Annotated in this window: 16 protein-coding genes; 4 read left to right on the top strand and 12 right to left on the bottom strand. The window is 65.3% G+C overall.

Annotated features, from left to right (window positions below; all coding sequences use genetic code 11):
* Window position 1: 1 nt before the first annotated feature.
* Entirely contained in the window at window positions 2-3,700 is a 3,699-nt protein-coding gene (locus AC3RCJ_RS14205; protein ID WP_492962638.1) for a nitrate reductase subunit alpha, read from the bottom strand.
* Window positions 3,701-3,947: 247 nt separating this feature from the next.
* Between AC3RCJ_RS14205 and AC3RCJ_RS14200 the strand changes: the two genes are divergently transcribed.
* Window positions 3,948-4,319 carry a ribonucleotide reductase subunit alpha gene (locus tag AC3RCJ_RS14200; RefSeq protein WP_492962640.1) on the top strand — a complete coding sequence of 124 codons (372 nt, stop codon included), beginning with the start codon at window positions 3,948-3,950 and terminating at the stop codon, window positions 4,317-4,319.
* 125 nt (window positions 4,320-4,444) lie between these two features.
* On the opposite strand, the gene AC3RCJ_RS14195 is transcribed toward AC3RCJ_RS14200, so the two are convergent.
* The 3 genes from AC3RCJ_RS14195 to AC3RCJ_RS14185 are packed head-to-tail and all read right to left on the bottom strand — an operon-like array spanning window position 4,445 to window position 7,833.
* Window positions 4,445-5,137 (bottom strand): carbonic anhydrase, encoded by a 693-nt coding sequence (locus AC3RCJ_RS14195; RefSeq protein WP_492962642.1) that lies wholly within the window; start codon window positions 5,135-5,137, stop codon window positions 4,445-4,447.
* 57 nt (window positions 5,138-5,194) lie between these two features.
* Window positions 5,195-6,592 carry a NarK family nitrate/nitrite MFS transporter gene (locus tag AC3RCJ_RS14190; RefSeq protein WP_492962644.1) on the bottom strand — a complete coding sequence of 466 codons (1,398 nt, stop codon included), beginning with the start codon at window positions 6,590-6,592 and terminating at the stop codon, window positions 5,195-5,197.
* The gene (locus AC3RCJ_RS14185) at window positions 6,589-7,833 is read right to left on the bottom strand and encodes an MFS transporter (protein WP_070313631.1); all 1,245 of its coding nucleotides are present in this window, start codon (window positions 7,831-7,833) and stop codon (window positions 6,589-6,591) included. Before AC3RCJ_RS14185 ends, AC3RCJ_RS14190 begins: the two co-directional genes overlap by 4 nt.
* A gap of 283 nt (window positions 7,834-8,116) precedes the next feature.
* On the opposite strand from AC3RCJ_RS14185, the gene AC3RCJ_RS14180 reads away from it, so the two are divergent.
* Together AC3RCJ_RS14180 and AC3RCJ_RS14175 are read left to right on the top strand one after the other, a co-directional pair.
* The gene (locus AC3RCJ_RS14180; protein ID WP_492962646.1) at window positions 8,117-8,563 is read left to right on the top strand and encodes a GNAT family N-acetyltransferase; all 447 of its coding nucleotides are present in this window, start codon (window positions 8,117-8,119) and stop codon (window positions 8,561-8,563) included.
* Window positions 8,564-8,650: 87 nt separating this feature from the next.
* Complete coding sequence (locus AC3RCJ_RS14175) at window positions 8,651-9,028, top strand: SirB2 family protein (protein ID WP_492962648.1); 378 nt, start codon at window positions 8,651-8,653, stop codon at window positions 9,026-9,028.
* Window positions 9,029-9,032: 4 nt separating this feature from the next.
* On the opposite strand, the gene AC3RCJ_RS14170 is transcribed toward AC3RCJ_RS14175, so the two are convergent.
* The 8 genes from AC3RCJ_RS14170 to AC3RCJ_RS14135 all read right to left on the bottom strand — a co-directional run bounded on the left by AC3RCJ_RS14170 (window position 9,033) and on the right by AC3RCJ_RS14135 (window position 19,750).
* Complete coding sequence (locus tag AC3RCJ_RS14170; RefSeq protein ID WP_492962650.1) at window positions 9,033-11,495, bottom strand: TonB-dependent siderophore receptor; 2,463 nt, start codon at window positions 11,493-11,495, stop codon at window positions 9,033-9,035.
* A 98-nt stretch (window positions 11,496-11,593) separates the two neighbouring features.
* Entirely contained in the window at window positions 11,594-12,592 is a 999-nt protein-coding gene (locus AC3RCJ_RS14165) for a FecR domain-containing protein (protein ID WP_492962652.1), read from the bottom strand.
* Window positions 12,589-13,101: a sigma-70 family RNA polymerase sigma factor gene (locus tag AC3RCJ_RS14160; RefSeq protein ID WP_492962654.1), complete on the bottom strand. Its 513-nt coding sequence runs from the start codon at window positions 13,099-13,101 to the stop codon at window positions 12,589-12,591. Before AC3RCJ_RS14160 ends, AC3RCJ_RS14165 begins: the two co-directional genes overlap by 4 nt.
* Window positions 13,102-13,228: 127 nt before the next feature.
* Window positions 13,229-14,395, bottom strand: coding sequence for a porin (locus AC3RCJ_RS14155; protein WP_492962656.1), 1,167 nt, complete (start codon window positions 14,393-14,395; stop codon window positions 13,229-13,231).
* Window positions 14,396-14,419: 24 nt separating this feature from the next.
* Window positions 14,420-15,778: an MFS transporter gene (locus AC3RCJ_RS14150; RefSeq protein WP_492962657.1), complete on the bottom strand. Its 1,359-nt coding sequence runs from the start codon at window positions 15,776-15,778 to the stop codon at window positions 14,420-14,422.
* A 99-nt stretch (window positions 15,779-15,877) separates the two neighbouring features.
* Window positions 15,878-17,542, bottom strand: a complete 1,665-nt coding sequence (ertB, locus tag AC3RCJ_RS14145; RefSeq protein WP_492962704.1) for a thiourocanate hydratase — start codon at window positions 17,540-17,542, stop codon at window positions 15,878-15,880.
* A complete protein-coding gene (gene ertC / locus AC3RCJ_RS14140; RefSeq protein WP_492962659.1) occupies window positions 17,542-18,636 on the bottom strand; it encodes a thiohydantoin desulfurase in 1,095 nt (364 codons plus the stop codon). The genes ertB and ertC overlap by 1 nt, the downstream gene beginning before the upstream one ends.
* A gap of 229 nt (window positions 18,637-18,865) precedes the next feature.
* Window positions 18,866-19,750 carry a LysR family transcriptional regulator gene (locus AC3RCJ_RS14135; RefSeq protein WP_492962661.1) on the bottom strand — a complete coding sequence of 295 codons (885 nt, stop codon included), beginning with the start codon at window positions 19,748-19,750 and terminating at the stop codon, window positions 18,866-18,868.
* Between the two features lie 125 nt (window positions 19,751-19,875).
* Here AC3RCJ_RS14135 and ertD point away from each other — a divergent pair, with 125 nt between their 5' ends.
* Window positions 19,876-21,231: a hydantoin-5-propionate amidohydrolase gene (ertD, locus tag AC3RCJ_RS14130; RefSeq protein WP_492962663.1), complete on the top strand. Its 1,356-nt coding sequence runs from the start codon at window positions 19,876-19,878 to the stop codon at window positions 21,229-21,231.
* The last annotated feature ends 12 nt before the right edge of the window (window positions 21,232-21,243 follow it).

Here is a 21,243-nt window from a genome sequence, read left to right as displayed (position 1 = left end):
ACTATGCTCCTTCTTCCTGCAACGGGCCTTCGAGCCAGTCAACCTTGTTCATCTTGCGCACCAATACGAATTCATCGCGGTTGGAGCCCACCGTGCCGTAGTAATTGAAGCCGTACGCCAGCTGGGCGTAGCCGCCGATCATGTGCGTCGGCTTGGGCACGGCGCGCGTCACCGAGTTATGGATGCCGCCCCGCTTGCCCGTCATCTCCGCGCCAGGCACGTTGATGATCTTTTCCTGCGCGTGGTACATCATCGTCATGCCGGCCGGGATGCGCTGGCTGACGATGGCGCGCGCCGTCAGGGTGCCGTTCACGTTGAAGACCTCGATCCAGTCGTTGTCGACGATGCCTGCCGTCTTCGCGTCGGTCTCCGACAGCCACACGTGCGGTCCGCCGCGCGACAGGGTCAGCATGCGCAGGTTGTCCGAATACGTGGAGTGGATGCCCCACTTCTGGTGCGGCGTCAAAAAGTTCAGCGCCAGTTCCTTGTTGCCGTTCGGGCGGGTGCCCAGCAGCGCTTCCGTCGTCTTCGTGTTGATGGCCGGCTTGTACACGCACAGTCCCTCGCCGAAGTCGCGCATCCACAAATGATCCTGGTAGAACTGCTGGCGGCCCGTCAGGGTGCGCCAAGGGATCAGTTCATGCACGTTGGTATAGCCGGCCGTGTAGCTGACTTCCTCGCTTTCCAGGCCCGACCAGGTGGGCGAGGAAATGATCTTGCGCGGCTGCGCCTGCACGTCGCGGAAGCGGATGCTGTCATGCTCGCGCGGCAGCGCCAGGTGCGTATGCTCGCGTCCCGTGATGGCGGACAGCGCGGCCCAGGCCTTGACGGCCACGTGGCCATTCGTTTCCGGCGCCAGCGACAGGATCATCTCGGCCGCATCGATGGCCGTATCGAGGCGCGGCTGACCCTTGGACACGCCCTCGTCCAGCACCGTGCGGTTGATGCCGCGCAATACCTCGACTTCATGGCCCGTTTTCCAGGAAATGCCCTTGCCGCCGTTGCCGATGCTTTCCAGCAGCGGTCCGATCGAGGTGAACTTCTTGTAGACGTCGCGGTAATTGCGCTCGACCACCGTCATGTTCGGCATGGTCTTGCCGGGAATCGCATCGCATTCGCCGGCGCGCCAGTCCTTGGGATCGAAAGGCTGGCCCAGCTCGCCCGGCGTATCGTGCATCAGCGGGGTGAGGATGATGTCTTGCTGGGTGCCCAGCAGCTCGCCGCCGATTTCCGAGAATTTCTCGGCCAGCCCCTTGTAGATTTCCCAGTCCGACTTCGATTGCCACAGCGGCTGCACGGCTTCGGACAGCGGGTGGATGAACGGATGCATGTCCGAGGTGTTCAAGTCATCCTTTTCGTACCAGGTGGCCGTCGGCAGCACCACGTCGCCATACAGGCACGTGGTCGACATGCGGAAGTCCAGCACCACCAGCAGATCGAGCTTGCCTTCGGCGGCCGGGCGCACTTTCACCTGTTTCGGCGTGATGCAGTCGTCTTCGTCGCTGAGCAGGCCATTCTGCGTGCCCAGCAGGTATTTCAGGAAGTATTCGTGGCCCTTGCCCGAGCTGCCCAGGATGTTCGAGCGCCAGACAAACATATTGCGCGGGAAGTTGGCCGGATTGTCCGGGTCGTCGCACGAGAACTGCAGCTGGCCCGCCTTGATCTGGTCGAGCGCATACGCGGCCGGCGCCTGCCCTGCCGCCTTGGCGGCCTTGGCCACTTCCAGCGGATTGGTCTGCAGCTGCGGCGCCGATGGCAGCCAGCCCATGCGCTCGGCCTTGGCGTTGTAGTCGAGCAGGGTCAGGTCGCCCGTGCCGCCGGCCGCCGATGGCGAGGCGATGTCGCCCGTTTCCAGCTTTTCGTGGCGCCACTGGCTCGTGTGGGCATAGAAGAACGAGGTGCCGTTCATCTGGCGCATCGGGCGGACCCAGTCCTGGGCGAAGGCCAAGGGCGTCCAGCCCGTTTGCGGACGCAGCTTTTCCTGGCCCACGTAATGGGCCCAGCCGCCGCCCGACTGGCCGATACAGCCGCACATCATCAGCATGTTGATGATGCCGCGATACGTCATGTCCATGTGGTACCAGTGATTCAGGCCGGCGCCCACGATGACCATGCTCTTGCCGCGCGTCTGGTCCGCGTTTTGCGCGAACTGGCGCGCCACGGTGATGACGTCGGCGCGTTTCACGCCCGTGTGCTTTTCCTGCCACGCGGGGGTGTAGGGCACGTCGTCGTCATAGCTCTCGGCCACGTTCTCGCCGCCGAGGCCACGGTCGATGCCGTAGTTGGCCAGGGTCAGGTCGAACACGGTGGTGACCAGGCCCGTCGTGCCGTCGGCCAGGCGGATGGTTTTCACCGGCACCTTGCGCAGCAGCATGTCGGACGCATCCTTGCCGCCGAAGTAGGCGAAACCCACTTCCGTGACGGCGTCGCTGTCGTTGATCATGGAGAGCATCGGCACGATGGGCGCGCCGCTGCCGCCCGCCTTCTGTTCCAGATTCCACTTGCCCGACTCGCCCCAGCGAAAGCCGATGGAGCCGGCCGGCGCGGTAATCGCACCCGTGGTTTCGTCGATGACGAGGGTTTTCCATTCCGGATTGTTGGTTTCGTCGAGGTTGTTGTCCAGGTGCGAAGCGCGCAGGAAGTAGTCGGGCACCAGGGTGCCGTTATGCTCCTTGAGCAGCACCAGCATGGGGAAGTCCGTGTACTGGCGCGCATAGTCGCGGAAGTAGGCGCTCTGCCCTTCCGAGTGGAATTCCTTGAGGATGACGTGGCCCATGGCCAGCGCCAGCGCGGCGTCCGTGCCCTGCTTCGGCGCCAGCCAGATATCGCCGAACTTCACCATTTCGCCGTAGTCCGGCGAGATGGCCACGGTTTTCGTGCCCTTGTAGCGCACTTCCGTGTAGAAGTGGGCGTCCGGCGTGCGCGTCATCGGCACGTTCGAGCCCCACACCATCAGATAGGTCGAGTTGTACCAGTCGGCCGATTCCGGCACGTCCGTCTGCTCGCCCCACACTTGCGGGCTGGCCGGCGGCAAGTCGCAGTACCAGTCATAGAAACTCAGGGCCACGCCGCCGATCAGCGACAGGTAGCGCGTGCCGGAGGCGTAGCTGACCATGGACATGGCGGGAATCGGCGAAAAGCCGACGATGCGGTCCGGACCGTATTTCTTGATCGTCAGCGCGTTGGCGGCGGCGATGATTTCATTCGATTCTTCCCAGGTGGCGCGCACGAAGCCGCCCAGGCCGCGGATGGATTTGTACTGCTGCGAGCGCACAGGGTCCTGGCTGATCCAGTCCCAGGCCGTGACGGGGTCCATGGTCTTGCGCGCTTCGCGCCACATTTCCATCAGCCGGCCGCGCACCATCGGATACTTCACGCGCTGGGCCGAATACACGTACCAGGAATAGCTGGCGCCGCGCGGGCAGCCGCGCGGCTCGTGGTTGGGCAGGTCGGGCCGCGTGCGCGGGTAATCGGTTTGCTGGGTTTCCCAGGTGATCAGGCCATTCTTGACGTACACCTTCCAGCTGCACGAGCCGGTGCAGTTCACGCCATGCGTGGAACGCACGATCTTGTCGTGCTGCCAGCGCTGGCGGTAGGCGTTTTCCCAGGTGCGGTCTTCATCGACCACGGTGCCATGGCCGTTCGAAAACGGCTCGGCGGGCTTGCTAAAAAATTTAAGACGGTCCAGAAAGTGACTCATGCTACCTCCACATTGCGCCGCGAAAACGGCGCCAGGTCATTAAAACGCCGCAAGCCGGATGGCCCACGCGTCGATGCAAACAGTCTATCGATGCGCATTGCGCGGCGGTATTGGCAAGAAGTCGGTTTCCGGCACCAGGAATGCATATACCCATAGTCACTAATGCCTATGGGCTGCGCAGGCGTGCTGCGGTATACCTACAGGTCTGCATGCACCGCACCTTTCAACCCAGACAAAGAGGACCAATATGAGCATCACCGACTACGCCAGCCTGCTGCGCAGCGCCCGCACACAAGATCAGCCGCAACGGCTGCTGTTCACCTTCACCCAGGCGCAGGCCCAGCCCGGCGGCCAGGGCAAATCGCTGACGCCCGTGATGTGCGCCGACAAGCTGCCCGATGAACTGGGCAGCTTCGAGGCATTGATGGAAGAATCGAAACAGATGCAGACGCACTGGGACGTGGTCTTCGTGGCGGGACTGGCGGGGCGCGACGGCGTGCCGCCGCCGCAGCAGGCATGCGAGGCGCCCCTGCGCGCCATGGTGACGGCCATCGAGCAGGGCCGCATCGACAGCCTGCTGGCGTTCGACCGCAGCGGGGATTTATTGCGTTTTAGCTGAGGGAATTTGTCGGATTACGGCCTGCGGCCTCGGCGGCCCCACCTAATCCGACCTACCAGATGTAGGTCGGATTAGCGGGGCAGCGCCACGCGTAATCCGACACATTGTTGACCCCGCATATCAACTTACCTGACCGCGTCCGGCCAAGGGCGCTCATGCAAATGACGCGCCCTTTCGATCGGGCACACGAGCGGCAAAAACTGCTGCTGGCGCGCCGAATACGCCATCAGGGCGCCGCTGTCGATATCGAAATACCAACCATGCAGTTTCAACACGCCCTGCTCCACCCGGCGCTTGAGCCACGGGTAGGTGAGCAGGTTGTCCAGCGACTGCAGGATGCTGGCCAGCTCGCACGCGTGGTGCTGTTCTTCCGACGAGCGGTGCGCGAGTTCGCGCCGCACGCGCTGCGCCACCGGTTCGGCGATGCGCATCCACTGGCCCACGAAGTCCGTTTCCTGCCCCTGCGCGCGCGGCTGCGGCTCCAGCAGCGCGCGGATGCCGCCGCAGCGCGCATGGCCCAGCACGATCACCCTGGCCACCTCCAGCTTGCAGACGGCAAATTCGATGGCCGAGCTGACGCCGGGCGGCGCCTCCGGCGTACACGGCGGCACCAGGTTGGCAATATTGCGCACCACGAACATATCGCCCGGGTCGCTGCCCGTCAGCAGCATGGGGTCGACGCGCGAATCGCAGCAACCGATCAGCAGGGTCGACGGCCGCTGCCCGTCGCGCAGGCTGTCGTACAGGGTCTGCGGCTCGCTGAAATACTGCTGCTGAAACAGGCTGAAGCCGTTGACGAATTTTTCCAGTTCTTCCATGACATCCTCTGATACTGATACCACGCCCGGCCAGGACTGCCTTGCCGGGCATGCTGATTAACAAGGCATGGCTGCGCCCTTGCGCGCATAGCACCACCAGGTGATGGCGATGCAACTGACATAAAAGCCGATGAAGCACCACAGGGCCGCGTCGGGGCTGCCCGTGAGCGCGATCGAGGTGCCGTAGCTTTTCGGGATGAAGAACGCGCCGTAGGCGGCCACGGCCGAGGTGAAGCCCAGTACCGCCGCGCCTTCCTTGTTGGCGTCGACGATGGCCTGCTCCTGCGCCGCCTTGCCCTGGCCTGCCGCGGCGCGCTGGCGCTCCGTCATGAAGATCACGGGGATCATGCGGAAAGTCGAGGCATTGCCGATGCCGGTGCCGGCGAACAGCAGCATGAACATCCAGAAGAAGCCATTGAAGCTGCCCGCAGTGTGCAGACCTTGGCCCGCCTGCGGCATGAAGTGCAGCACGCCCAGCACGGCGCCTATCATCAGCAGGAACGACCACAGGGTGACGCGGGCGCCGCCCAGTTTGTCGGAGATCACGCCGCCTGCCACGCGCGCCAGCGCGCCTACCAGCGGGCCCAGGAAGGCATAGTCGAGCGGATTGACGTCGGGGAACTGGATCTTGATCAGCAGCGGGAAGGCGGCCGAGTAGCCGATGAAGGAGCCGAAGGTGCCTGTGTACAGCCAGCACATGAGCCAATTGTGCTTGCGCTTGAAGATCACGGCCTGTTCCGAAAACGAGGCCTTGGCCGAGGCCAGGTCATTCATGCCGAACCAGGCCAGCAAGGTGCTCAGGGCGATGAACGGGACCCAGATGAAGCCCGCGTTCTGCAGCCACATCTGCTTGCTGACGCCGCCCTTGGTCCAGGTGAGCGCATCGCCGCCCCAGGCGCCGAAGACGGCAAAGGTGATTACCAGCGGCACGACGAACTGCACAACCGACACGCCCAGGTTGCCCAGGCCCGCATTCATGCCCAGCGCGAAGCCCTTGCTCGATTTCGGGTAGAAAAAGCTGATGTTGGCCATCGACGAGGCGAAATTGCCGCCGCCGAAGCCGCACAGCAGCGCCAGGATCAGCATGGTCGGGTAGCCCGTATTCACATCCTGCACGGCAAAGCCGATGCCGATGGCGGGAATCAGCAGCGAGCCGGTGGAAATGGCCGTCCAGCGCCGGCCGCCGAAAATCGGCACCATGAACGAGTAAAAGATGCGCAGGGTGGCGCCGGACAGGCCCGGCAGGGCCGTCAGCCAGAACAGCTGGTTGTTACTGTAGGTGAAGCCGATGTTGGGCAGGTTGACCACCACCACGCTCCACACCATCCACACGGCAAATGCCAGCAGCAAGGCGGGAATCGAAATCCACAGATTGCGCCCGGCCGTGGCCTTGCCCGTGCTTTGCCAGAAACTGGGAGTCTCAGGCTCCCACGTATTGATCATATAGCGGCTCATGCTTTAACTCCTGCAGGTTGAGTAGTTGGTGCCGCACGCAGCGGCTTGAACGAGAAATGCATCCAGACGAGGGAAACGCAGACGGTGCCGTACAGCAGCATGAAGGAGCTCGAACGCACGCCCGTGAAGTCGACCAGGGCGCCGAACATCACGGGCAGGATGAAGCCGCCCAGGCCGCCGGCCAGGCCGACCACGCCCGAGACGGCACCGATGTTGTCGGAAAAATCATCGCCGATGAACTTGAAGACGGACGCCTTGCCCACGGCCATGGCGATGCCGACGATGAACAGCAGCACGGTGAACCACAGCGGCGACAGGCCGATATGGAAGGCCAGCGGACCCGTGACGGTTTCCACCACCATCTGCGTTTGCGGATACGACAGCAGGAAGAAGCACACCCAGCACACCCACATCACGGCCCAGGTCACCTTGGCGGCACCATATTTATCCGAGATCCAGCCGCCCAGCGCGCGCAGCACGCCGCCCGGCAGCGAGAAGCAGGCGGCCAGCAGCGCCGCGTGTTTCAAATCAAAACCGTATTCGGCCACGTAATACTTCGTCATCCACAGCGCCAGCGCCACGTAGCCGCCGAACACCACCGAGTAGTACTGGCAGTAGCGCCACACACGCGGGTCCTTCAGCACCTTCATCTGCGCGGAAAAGCTTTCGCCCGATGGCGCCAGGTGCGATTTGTCCGTGTACGAAAACAGCCAGAAGATGATGGCCGTGGCCAGCATGGCCACCGCATACACCTTGGGCAGCATTTGCCAGCCGAAGGCGGCGACGATGCCCGGCGCGACGAACTTGGTCAGCGCGGAACCGGAGTTACCCGCGCCGAAGATGCCCATCGCCAGGCCGCGGCGCTCCTTCTCATACCAGCGCGCCACATACGGCGTGCCGACGGAAAACGAACCGCCCGCCAGGCCCACGAACATGCCCAGCACGAGGAAGTGCCAGTAGGCGGTGGCGTAGGAAATCAGGTAGATCGGCACCACGCTGGCCAGCATCAGCAGGAAGAAGACGCGGCGTCCGCCGTATTTGTCCGTCCAGATGCCCAGCGGCACGCGCACGAGGGAGCCCGTCAGCACGGGCATGGCGGCCAGCAGGCCGAATTGTGTTTCAGTCAAGCCCAGGCTGGTCTTGATGGGGATGCCCAGTACGGCAAACATCATCCATACCGCGAAGCAGATGGTAAACGCGAAGGTACTGCTGATCAATACGGATGCCTGCTTGCGCCGCATGCCGGGTTCGACTGCCTTGTTACTACTGTTGTTCTTAGTGCCATCTAGGGTAGCCACGATGTTTCTCCATGAATGCACTGGCCGTCTGGCCAGCCGTCCCGACCAGCTTACGTGGCGGCCGCGAAAGGCACTATCGGCCACAGGGTGATTCTGGAAAGGCAATCTGGATAGCCGCATCGGCAAAAGTGACTAGATACCGGCACGCGGACCTAGCCTGGATGGCGGGGGTTTTACAAACCGGCGCATTTTTGGCACACTCGGCACCGGCACAACAGGGAGCGGCATGGAAAACAGAACGCAAGCAGATGAAATCGTCACCCGCATGGCCGGGCATGGCGATGTGGCAGCCATGCTCGCTTGCGACGCCTATGCCCAGACGCACCCGGAGCGCGGCGATGCCGTGCGCGCCGCCGCCGGCAAGGGGCACTGCCAGGTGGCCATCCGCAATGGCCAGGTGGCCGGCTATGTCCTCACGCACGGCGACTTCTTCGGCCACGGTTTTGTCTCGCTGGTGGTGGTCGCGCCCGCGCAGCAGCACTGCGGCGTAGGATTGCGCCTGCTGGCGGCCGCCGAAGCCGCGTGCCAGACAGGGAAACTGTTCACCTCGACGAACCGGCCCAACGGCGCCGCGCAACGGCTGTTCGCCAGGGCCGGCTTCGTGCGCAGCGGCCGGATCGACCATCTCGACGAGGGCGACCCGGAGCTCGTGTACGTGAAATTGCTGCCTTAGCTGCATCTCGTCCCGACGACGTATGGCGCAGGACGCCAAAGGCGGCTATGCTGGCGCCACGATCAATCAACGCCCACCACATCACGCATGGATTATCTGAGCCTCAAGCATTTCCACATGGGCTGCGCCGCCGCCAGCGGCTGTCTTTTCCTGTTGCGCGGCGCCTGGATGCTGCGCGCCTCGCCCGCCTTGCAGCAGCGTTGGGTAAAAATCCTGCCGCACCTGGTCGACACGGCGCTGCTGGCCAGCGCCATCGCCCTGGCCGTGTGGAGCGGCCAGTCGCCGGGCAGCCAGCCGTGGCTGGCCGCCAAGCTGTGCGCGCTGCTGGCCTATATCGTGCTGGGCACCATCGCCCTGAAGCGGGGCAAGACGCCGGCCACGCGCGGCGCCGCCTTCGCGGCAGCCGTGCTGGTCTTCGCCTACATTATCGCCGTGGCCGTCACCAAGCAGGCCTGGCCATTCTGATACATCAGAAGAGGTAGCGCAGCGTCACGCTGGCATTGCGCGGCGCGCCCCAGTAGCCCTGGTTGTACATGCCGACCTGGCTGTAGTAGTGTTTGTCGAACAGGTTGTTGACGTTCGCCTGCACGGACAACTGGCGCGACAGCGCATATTTCGCCATCAGGCTGGCCACGGCGTAGCTACCCTGCTCCACGCGCTCGACGCCGTTCGGGCCCGTGGCGTCGCGGTAGGCGCCGCTCTGCCAGTTCACGCCGCCGCCCAGCGACAGGGCGCGCCAGCCGCCTGGCAGCTGGTACGTGGAAAACACGCGCGCCAGCGTCTGCGGCACGTAGCTGTTCAGGCGCGCGCCGGCATTGTCCTTGGCCGCCGCATGCGACAGGCTGGCCGAGACATTCCAGCCCTTTGCCAGCTCGCCAGACAGATCGAGCTCCACGCCCTTGCTGGTGGTGCCGTCCGCCGCGTAATACGCCTGTGTCAGCGAATTGCCGACAAAGTGGCCCGTGTCTTCCTGCGCCAGGCCATCTTGCGCGATGCGGAACAGGGCCAGCGCTGCATTGAGTTTGCCGCCGAAATACTCGCCCTTCACGCCCGCTTCCAGATTCTTGCCCTGCACGGGATCGAGATAGCGGCCGAAGCGGTCCTGGTTGCCCTGCGGCTTGAAGATCTTGCTGTAGCTGGTGTACAGCGCATGCCGCGCATCGATATCCCATACCAGGCCCGCATATGGCGTGACGGCATGCTTGGCGTAGGCGTAGCTGCCGCCCCAGTCGTCGATGTGGTCCGCCTTGTAGCGGCTGTAGCGCGCGCCGACGATCAGTGTCAAGGGGTCGGCCAGCGAAAAGCGCGCCGTGCCATAGATGCCGCGCTGCTGCACCGTGTCGAGCAGCTTCCAGCGGTAAAAGTCGGGATCGTTCCAGTCCGGCTCCGGCGCCACACCCTGCCACTGGTAAAAGTTCCCGTAATCGACGCTGCCGCCCGAGATGCCGGGATTGCTGGCGAACTGGTTGCTGCCCGAGACGCCAAACGCCAGGTCGTGCGTGCGGCCCAGCAGCTGCACGGGTCCCTGCACATAGGCGTCGACGCTGTCCTGGCGCCGCGTGCCCGAATAAAAGCCGGGGCTGCCCGTCACGCCCTGTCCCGTGACCTTGTCCGGCCAGGTGTAGGCGAAGGTTTCGGCCGCCGAGTAATTGCCCCAGCCGTGATTCAGCATGGCCGTCAGGTTCCAGCCGCTGCCCAGCTGCTGCTCCAGGCGCAGGAACGCCGTCTGGCTGGCGCTGAACCAGCGGCTCCAGGTGGCGGCCGTGGTGGTGGAACGGGAAAACGCGGCGCGCTCGCCATCCGCATGCCACAGCGGCAAGCCGCCATACATGCCGCCGCGCGGGCGGTTGTCCTGGTATTCATAACCGGCGATCAGCACGCTGCCGGGCGCCAGGTCCGCTTCCACGGTGGCGTAGGCCATGGCTTTCTTGCCGTGGTACAGATTCACATACGATTCGCTGTCCTGGTAGCTGGCCACGACGCGGCCGCGCACCTTGCCATCCGCCGTCAATGGCGTGGACAGGTCGGCGCTGGCGCGCGCATGGTTCCAGGAACCCAGGTTCAGGGCCGCCGCGCCGGCCAGCTGCGCCGACGAGGCGCGCTTGCGCACCAGGTTGATGGTGGCCGACGGTTCCCCCGCGCCCGTCAGCAGGCCCGTGGCGCCGCGCACGATCTCGACCCGGTCGTAGGCCGTCATGTCCAGGGTGCTATCGCCCACGTTGTAGGCATTGTCGACCGTGGTGGGAATGCCGTCATACTGGTAGCTGGCGATGGAAAAGCCACGCGCAAAGAACGAGGTGCGGTCGCTGTCATAGCGGTTGATGGCCACACCGGCCGCGTTTTGCAGCACCTCTTCCACCGTTTGCAGATTCTGGTCATCCATCTGCTGGCGCGTCACCACGCTGACGGCTTGCGGCGTCTCGCGCACGGACAGGCCCAGGCGAGTGGCCGAGCGCATGGCCTGCGTCGTGTACGAGCCGCTGCCTTCCGTCGTGCCTTTGGCATCGGCGGGGGCCGTCACGGTCATCTCCGGCATGGTTTGCCCCATGCTGGCGGGCGCCGCTTCCAGCACATAGCCGCCATTCGCCTGCGGCACGGCGCGCAAGCCGGAGCCGGCAACGATGGCGCCCAGCGCCTCGGGCACGCTGTAGCTGCCCGCCAGGCCGGCGCTGCGCTTGCCCGCCACGGTGGCAGCCTGGTAGGAAATCATGGTGCCCGTCTCCTGGCCGAAGCGCACGAGCACCTGCTCCAGCGATCCGGCGGGTATCGCCATGGCGACACGGCTGGCATTGGCGGCCGTGGCGGCCGGCGCAAAGGCCGTGGCGCCGCCGGCGGCCAGCAGCCACAGGGCCTGGCTGACGGCGATGGCGGCCACGCTGCGCCGGCAGCGGGAGGAAACGGCGGGAAAGAGAGAAGATGTTTTACCAGGCATGGGACGATTTTCCAGAAAGTGAATGAAGGGTTCACTGTGCCTGCCACGCGAAAACCGCAAACCCCTCACTATTTTCTGAACATATTTTTCCAAGCGGCCTATGTACGCCCGGCGTCTGGCCGGTGTGGTGTTACCGTGACCCAGAAACGCGTGCTCTGGCGCACGTCGACGGGCAAGGTGCGCGTCAGCATGTCGAGCACCTGTGTCGTATCGGCCAGCGGGTAGATGCCGGACACGCGCAGGTGAACGATGGCCGGATCGCAGGCCAGGCGCCCTTGGCGGTAGCGCGCCAGTTCCTGCACGAAATCTGCCAGCGGCATGTCGTGCGCCACCAGCATGCCGGCCGTCCACGCATCCGCGCCGGCTGGCAGGGGCCGCACGGTGCCGGCCTGGGCCGCCGTGAAGCTCGCTTGCTGGCCGGCTTGCAGCCTGCGCGCCGCCACTGGCGACTGCCCTGGAAAAATGTCGACGGCGCCTTCGAACACGCCAAGCTGCGTACGGTCTTCTTTCACGCGCACGGCAAAGCGCGTGCCAACGGGCTGCAAACGGCCTTGCGCCGTGCGCACGAAAAACGGCCGGCCCGCCGCATCGCGCGCGGTCGTGACCATGATCTCGCCCTTGAGTATCGTCACCAGGCGCTGACCCGCATCGTAACGCACGTCGATGCTGGAGGCCGTGTTGAGCGCGATGCGCGTGCCGTCTTCCAGCACGATGTGGCGCAGTTCGCCCGTGCCGGTGCGGTAATCGGCCAGCCAGAACCGCGCCTGTTCATCGCCGCCCGCCAGCCAGGCACCGCCGCCCACGGCCAGCAGCGCCACGAGTTTCAAGGACTGGCGCCGCGCCGCATTCGCCTGCGCGCGGGCGGGCTTGCGCGCCAGGGTGCCGTGCGCCAGCGCTGCGGGCAAGCCGCGCATGCGCGCCATGCACGCTTCGATGTGCTGCCATGCCTGTTCGTTTTCCGCGTCGCTGGCCCGCCAGGCGCGCCATGCCTGCTCCACTTCGGGCCCGCAATCGCCAGCCTGCAGGCGCACCAGCCATTCGACGGCTTGCAGGCCGGGCGCTTCCGGCGCGGCGGCGCCACTCAAGCTCGTGCTCATGCCGATGGCTTGGCAAAAAAGCACTGGTGCATGGCTTTCACCAGGTAGCGCTGCACGGTGGCCAGCGACACATGCAATTCGGCGGCGATGCCCGCCTGCGGCATGCCGTCCAACTGCGACAGCAAAAAGGCGCGGCGCACGGGCGCAGGCAAGCCATCGAGGCGGCGATCGATGTCGAACAGCGCTTCGAGCAGGATCGCCTGCGCCTCGGGATCTGGCGCGCACTGCGCCGGCAGGCTCGCCAGGGTTTCCAGGTAGGCCGCTTCCAGGTCGCGGCGGCGGTACAGATTGCCCAGCACTCCCTTGGCCACCGTTGTCAGAAAGGCACGCGGCTCGCGCGCGGCAATGCCTTCTTCGCGATTGAGCAGGCGCATGAAGGTGTCGTGCGCCACGTCGGCCGCGTCAAAGGCGTTGCCCAGCTTGTGCCGCAGCCAGCCCTGCAGCCAGCGGTGATGATCGCGATACAGGCTGCCCACCTCCTGGTGAACGCCGGGTTGGGCAGCCGACACTGGATATCCTCACGCACAAACAATAATGATTCGCATTCTAACTGGCATGGCAAGGCTGGCGCAACCGCCGCGTTGGACGTGGCAGGGCGACAACAGGACCTCGCCCTCTGCCGGTCCATGCCCAGCGTCAGAACTTGTGGCGGATACCCGCCCCCACGCTGCTGCCGCCGTCCTGGTCGCTGATCTTGTCGCGCATGGCGACGCCGTACACGTCGGTGCGCTTCGATACGATGTAGTCGTAGCCCAGCGAGACGGTATTGCGCCGCACCGCGCTGCGCCAGCCCGGGCCGCCGAAGTCGCCGCTGGCACGGATGCTGCTGCGCCCCCACGACAGCATGGCCACGCCCGCACCCAGCGGCGCGCTGGCGCCCAGCTGCGCCGTATCGGACTTCAAGCCGTGCCGGTCGCTGTCCGCGCCATCGGGCAGGCGGTTGTCCGCCTGTTGCCAGGTGCCGAACAATTTCACGCTCTTGAAATCGTAGGCGCCGCCGATGAACCACGTGGTCTGGCGGCGGGCCGCCGCCAGCTTGTAGACGGCGCCCGTGTCGATGTGGTAGGGCGTGAAGCTGAACACCTTCGAGTCGCCAGCGGCCGCATCGAGCGGATTGTTGACGGCGATGCGCTGTACGTAGGCGCCCAGGGTCAGCGGGCCGCTGCCGTACATGGCGTTGGCGCCGACATTGTTCTTGCCGCCATTGCCGGCTTGCTCGCCGAACTGGTAGAACAGGCTGGCCGTCAGGCCGCCCATGTTCGGCGTGACGTACATGATCTCGTTGCTCCAGCCCGTGTCGCCAGCCGTCGTCGGCGCCCATTTCTGGCCACGGTAGGCGCCGGACGAGGCCTGCGTGTGCACCAGCAGCGGCGCGAAGGCGAAGGAGCCGCCGAACGGATTGAGCGTGATCGACGGCACGAAGCTGGGCGCCAGGTCGCGCCCGATGGAGAAACGCCCGAAGCGGCCCGCCAGGCCCACGTTGGCATCGCGCGCAAACAGGGTATCGGCGTCGTAGCGGCCGGCGCCGCCGTTATCGGGGCGGAAAAAGCCCGTCAGGTTGAATTGCGCCTGCAAGCCGCCGCCCAGGTCTTCCACGCCCTTGAAGCCCCACCACGAGGTGCTCATGCCGCTGCTGTTGACGACGTTGGTGCGGGCCGTTTCACCGCTGCGCTGCAGCGAGCCGGCATACGCGTCGATGACGCCGGTGAAGCTGATATTCGACTGCGCCTGCGCCGCCTGGCCAAGCGCCAGGCAAGCGAGTGCCGTGGCGGCGCGCAGGGCGCCGCTTGGTGTCATTTTCATGGTAATTCCCGGTTTGTTGGTGGATCAGGCCTTGCTGGCATCGGGCAGGGTCGAGATGGCCACCAGCGCAATGGCGGCCGCGCCCATCACGTACAGGGCCGGGGCAAACGCCACGCCCGTCGTATAGGTGATCCACGTCAGGATGGCGGGTGCGAAGCCGCCCAGCAGGGTGACGGCCGTGTTATACGACAGCGACATGCCGGACGAGCGCACGGACGTGGGGAAGATTTCCGACAGCGCCGCCGGTGCCACGCCAACGAACATGGCGATCATGGCGCAGAACAGCGACTGCACGATGACCAGGGTGACGGTGGTGTGCGAAGCCTGCAGCCACATCATCAGCGGATACACGCAAACGAGCAGCAGGCCGGCGCCGAAACGCAGCATCACGCGCCGTCCCAGCCTGTCCGAGAGGGTACCGGCCAGCACGCAGCAGACGATCATGAACAGGTTGCCGATCAGCGAAGCCGTGAACGCCTGCGAAGCCGTGAAACCCATGGTCTTTTGCGCATAGATGGGCATGAAGATGATCAGCGAGTACGGCGCCGCCGCCCACAGCACGGACAAGCCAAAGCCGGCCGCCAGCTGTTTCGGGCACTCGCGCAGCACTTGCAGCAGCGGCGTCTTCCTGACTTCGCCAGCAGCCTTCATGCGCTGCTCTTCCAGCTTGAAGTGCGGCGTCTCGTCGAGCGCCTTGCGCATCCACAGGCCCACCGGGGCGATCGCCAGGCCGATGATGAAGGGAATGCGCCAGGCCCACTCGCCAATTTCCTCGACCGTGTAAATGGTGGTGACGATGGTCGCCACCAGCGCGCCGGCCACGTTGCTGATGCCCATGCTGGCCTGCAGCCAGGAGGCATACTGCCCCTTCTTTTCCGGCGGCGCATGCTCGACCAGGAAAGCCGTCGCGCCGCCGATCTCGCCGCCGGCCGAAAAACCCTGCAGCACCCGGCCGCAGACGATCAGCAGCGGCGCGCCCACGCCGATGGCGGCATACGGCGGCGCGATGGCGATCAACAGGGTGCCCAGCGCCATCAGCATGATGGTCATCGTCAGCGCCGCCTTGCGCCCGGCGCGGTCGCCGTAGGAGCCGAGCAGCAAGGCGCCCAGCGGGCGGGCCACGTAGCCGAGTCCGAAGGCCATGAAGGAGGCCATCAGCTGCACCGTGGGATTCTCGTTCTGGAAAAAATTCTGTCCGATATACACGGCGAACAAGGCGTACACCGTGAAGTCGTACCACTCGAGCGCATTGCCGGTCGAAGCGGCGATGACGGCGCGCCGGCTCGCCTTCGGATCGTGCACGATCGCGGCATGCGCGGCGCCCGCCCCTGTTTCCGTCTTCGCCGGGCTTGCGCCACCCGCATTGATTGCCAGCTCTTTCATTTCCATCTCCCTGTAAACCACATTATCGTTGTCGTTATGTGCCGCCGGGGTTGTCCCCGGACGGCCTTTTTTTAGTTTTGTATGGCGTATGACGGTGAATTATTGCCGGAAGCGCTCCTCTCCGGTATCGATGCGGGCAATGCCCTTCACGGCCACTTCGTCGAGCGCTTCGGCATAGCCGGCATCGGCATAGCGCAGCACGCCGCTGCTGGTGTCGTTCGTCAGCGACAGGCGCAGGCGCTGTTCGGCCGCTGCGCTGCCGTCCGCCACCACCGTCACTCCCGCGCTGGTCATGTAGCCGCTGTAGCCGCCGCCGCCCGAATGGATGGCCACCAGGTCGGCGCTGGAGGAGCAGTTGATCATGGCGTTCAATAGAGGCCAGTCGGCGATGGCGTCCGAGCCGTCGCGCATGTTTTCCGTCATGATGTTCGGATGCGCCATGGCGCCCGCGTCCAGGTGGTCGCGCGTAAAGGCAACCGGGGCGCTCAGTTCCCCGTCGCGTACCATGCGGTTCACTTCCAGCGCCAGCTCCGTGCGCTCGCCATGGCCCAGCCAGGCGATGCGGGCCGGCAGCCCCTCGAACGGCACGTACTGGCGCGCCAGGCGCACCCAGTTCGAGACGATCCAGTTGCCGGCGAAGCGTTGCAGCAGGAAGTCATCGATCTTGCGGATGTCCTCCGGGTCGTTCGACAGCGCGATCCAGCGGAACGGGCCGATGGCGCGCGCGAACAGGGGCCGCAGGAACGCTTCGGTAAACACGGGAATATCGAAGGCGCGCGCCACGCCGCCCTGCTTCGCATGCGTACGTATCAGGTTGCCGTTGTCAAAAACGACGGCCCCCCGGTCCTGGAAGCCGAGCATGGCTTGCACGTGGCGCACGATGGACGCGCGGCTGTCCCGCATCAGTCCCTCGATGTCCGTCTCGCGGCGCTCGATTGCCTGGCGCGGCGTATGGCCGGACGGCACATAGCCGTACACCAGGTCGTGCGCCGAGGTCTGGTCGGTGACGATGTCGGGCACGATGCCGCGCGCCAGGATCTCCGGGTAGACATCGGCCGCATTGCCCAGCAGGCCGACGGAAACGGGCACCTTGCGCGCCACGGCATCGGCGATCAGCGCCAGCGCATGGTCGAGCGAGTCGGCGCGCAGTTCCAGGAAACCGTTCTTCAGGCGCTTCTGGATGCTCTCTTCATTCACTTCCACCGTCAGGATGGCGGCGTTGGCCATGCGCCCTGCCAGCGGCTGCGCGCCGCCCATGCCGCCCAGGCCCGCCGTCAGGATGAAGCGCCCGCGCAGGTCGTTGTTGAAATGGCGCTCGGCGATGCGGCAGAAAATCTCGTAAGTGCCCTGGATCACGCCCTGCGAACCGATGTACTGCCAGTCGCCGGCCGTCAGTCCGCCCCAGCAGATGAGGCCCTGCTTTTCCAGCGCATAGAAGTTTTCCGCCTTGGCCCACTGGCCCACCAGATTACAGTTGGCCATGATGACGATGGGGGCCTGGCTGTGCGTGCGCAGCACGCCGATCGGCTTGCCCGACTGGATGATCAGGGTCTGGTCCTCCTCCAGGAACAGCAAGGCGTCGACGATGGCGCGATAAGCTGGCCAGTCGCGCGCCGCCTTGCCCAGCGCCGCGTAGACCACCAGGTCCTGCGGCGCCTCGCCCACGGCCAGCACGTTTTCCAGCAGGCGCAGCAGCGCTTCCTGGCGCCAGCCCTTGCAGCGCAGCACGGTGCCCGATTGCACGCTGAATGTCGTCGGCGTCATCATTTGCCCTCCAGCGCGTAGTCGGCGAGCTTGATGCCCAGCGCCTTTTCCACGGGCGGGTACACGGCCGGGTCGCTGACGCTGGACGACAGCGGGATGACGCTCTTGTGCACGTGGAGGATCAGCACTTCCATGCCCTCCTTTACCTGGCCCGCGCTGACGGGATTGCCCTGCATGTCGAGCGTGGTGATGACGTCCGGGTAGCTGGCGATGCGCGCGCCATGCGCGTCGTCGACGGCCATGTGCTCGTTCATCACGTGGATCAGGCATGTATCGGCGCCCTGGCCCACCTCGATCACGCCGATGTCGAATGCTTCGTCCGTGTAGCGCAGGGTATTGCGCGCCACCTTGCCACTGCCGATGATGCTGCCGCCCGTCTGCTTGCAGATGGCGTCGACGACGGCCATGCCGCCGCGGCTTTCGGCGGCCAGGATGGTTTCGCCGAGCGCCAGCGCCATGCTGATGCCGCCCAGCGCAGCATGCTGGCGCACGTAGGAAGCGGGAACGGGATTGCGGCAGCTGGCGATGAAGCCGCCCGACATGTCGGACGCCTTGCGCAGGATGGGCGAGACCCTGGCCGTGGCGCCGCGCACCACCAGTTCGATGTAGGCGTTGTTGGCGCGCTTGCCGCCGGCCGCGCTCTGTATCATGGGCAGCGGGCTGTTGGCCAGGCCCAGCGACCCCATGTCGCCGGTCGGATGGGCGCGCAGGTCGCCCACCGCGTCGATCACCTTGGTGCCCAGCACGGCCGACGGCAGCCAGCCGTTCAGGGTGCTCGACATGCCGTTCTGGCCGATGATCAGGCCATAGATGGCATGGCCCAGCGCTGCCTGCGTCAGCTGCACCGCCTTGACGTAGTCCATGCCCAGCATTTCCCAGTCCGTCAGGCCGCCCGGCGCACCGATGGCGGCCGCCGTGGCGATCCAGGCATCGTCCGGCACTTCGGCCATGTCGACCAGTTCCGGCCGGCCGATGGTCACGGCCAGGGTGCCCAGTTCGCGTCCGTGGTCAGCCCAGCCGCCGCCGCCGCAGGCAAAGACGGAACCGCCTTTCACCGCCGCCTCCACATCCCTGAGTGTCAAGATACGTCCCATTATTTTTCTCCTCCATGATTGATCTGCATCTGCGCCAGGCGGCGCCGGCCCACATTGCCGGCCCCTTGCCTGTCGCGATGGATCAAATATTAGGTAGGATTAACGATAATGTCGCGTTACATTTTGTGATTAGCATATAACATGATGTTAATGCCATGCGATGGTGCACCCGCCTGCACTCCGGGGCGGGCCATGCTGGCGCGGCCCTTGCACCAGCGCGGTGCGCGTTTCAATTGCGCAACGATTCCAGGATGGCGATGAATTCCTGCGCCAGCCGCGACAGGGGTTCGAGTTCGATGTGGTACACGTTGACGGGCGCGCTGGCCACGGGCACGACGGGAATGGCCACCACCTTCGACCAGATCGGGCCGCTGATCGTGATCTCGTCGACCAGGGCCACGCCCACGCCCGCCTGCACCATGGCGCAAGCCACGTGCGCCTGCTGCACCTCGATGCGCGGCTGCGGGCGCTGCTCTTCGTTGCCGAACATCTGCTGCACCAGCTGGCCGAATGGAATGTCGCTGCTGTAACCGACGAAGCGGTCGCCCGCCAGGTCGTCCGTGGTGATCTCGGTACGCCCGGCCAGCCGGTGATCGAGCGGCACCACGGCCATGATGCGGTTCCTGTACAGCGGCCGCACGGCCAGGCTCGGATGCGTGACAGGCATGTAGGTCACGCCCAGCTCCACCTCGTGCGTGAGCAGGCTTTGCAGCATCACGCTGGGAATCAGGGTATGCAGCACGATGCGCACGTCCGGGTAGCGCTCGCAAAAGATGGCCACCGCGCGCGGCATCAGCGACTGGCCCAGGTTGGGGCTGCTGGCGATGCGCAGCTGGCCGATACGGTTTTCCGCCAGGTTTTCCGCCACTTCGTTGACCCGCTGTACGCTCTGATAGACGGCGCCCACTTCCTCGAACAGGCGCCGCGCTTCCGGCGTGGGGTACAGCCGTCCCTTGATACGCTGGAACAGCAGCAGGCCCAGGCGCTGTTCCGTGTAGGAAATCAGCCGGCTGACGGCCGGCTGCGACACATACAGCAACTTGGAGGCGCCGCTGATGGAGCCGCTGAGCATGATGGCGCGGAAGACTTCGATTTGACGCAAATTCAGTTTCACGGAGGAACCTCGCAAGCAGTCGTCCATAACACGATGTTAATTGGATCGCATATTTAAGCATAAGGTATTTTGGCTTGGCCGTCCTACACTTTCATCCATCGTCAATTATGGAGAACGGTGCAACGATGAGCGAATTCGATCTGGTGGTGTCCGGCAATATCGTCGAAGCGGACAAGGTAGTGGAAAACGGCTGGCTGGCGGCGCGCGGCGGCAAGATCGTGGCGCGCGGCACGGGCCGCGCGCCGCAGGCACGCGACAGGGTCGACGCGGGCGGGCGCTGGATACTGCCCGGCGCCGTCGATGGCCAGGTGCACGCGGGCAGCCAGGCGGGCCAGGAGGGACTGGGCCACGCCTCGCGCGCGGCGGCGGCCGGCGGCATCACGGTGATGGTCGACATGCCCTACGACGATCCGGAACCGGTGGCGTCGCGGCCGCAGCTCGACGCCAAGATCGCCGAGGTGGAGCGCGACTGCCACGTCGACGTGGCCCTGTTCGGCACCCTGAACGACAAGTACGGCTTGCAGGCGGCGGCGGGCCTGATCGAGGGCGGCGTCTGCGCGTTCAAGTTTTCCACCTTCGAGGCCACGCCGGGACGCTTTCCACGCGTCGAGGAAGACCAGTTATACGAGGCGTTCCGCCTCATTGCGCCGTCCGGTCTTGTGTGCGGCGTGCACAACCAGATGCAGGAACTGACGCGCAAGAATATCGCGCGCATGCTGGAACTGGGCGACACGGGCTGGGACGCCTTCATGCGCGCCCACACGCCGCTGATCGAAAACCTGGCCACGGCCCTGATCTACGAGATCGGCGCCGAGACGGGCGCGCGCGCGCACGCCGTGCACGTGTCCACCTCGCGCGGCTTCGAGCTGTGCGAGATGTACCGCGCGGCCGGCCACCGGGCCAGCATCGAGACCTGCATCCAGTACCTGATGCTGAATCACGAGGAGCACAGCCGCCGCTTCGGCGCGAAGACCAAGCACTATCCGCCCATCCGCCCGCAGGCGGAAGTGGACCTGCTGTGGACGCACATCGCGCGCGACGCCTGTACCTTTGTCTCGTCAGACCATGTCAGCTGGGGCCTGGAGCGCAAGGGCAACCCGAACATCTTCAAGAACGCCTCGGGCGGTCCCGGCCTGGAAACCCTGCTGCCCGCCTTCTGGACGGGCTGCGAAGAGCACGGCATCGGCCCCTCGATGGTGGTGCGCCAGCTGTGCCGCAATCCGGCGCGCCACTTCCTGCTGGACGACCGCAAGGGTGGCCTGGACGTGGGCATGGATGCCGACATCGTCATCGTCGCGCCCGAGCGCTACCGCTACGACCCGTCGCGCAGCCTGTCGGCGGTGCAATGGAGCAGTTTCGAGGACCGCGAATTGTCCGTGCGCGTGGCCGCCACCTGGTGCCGCGGGCAGCTGGTCTACGACGGCGGCGCCATCGTCAACCGCGCCGGCGACGGCCGTTTTCTGCGTCCGCGCGCCGCCTGAACCTCCAACCAT

Source organism: Janthinobacterium sp. GW822-FHT07H11, from assembly GCF_058798615.1.
This window is presented reverse-complemented; position numbering and strand designations above follow the sequence as displayed.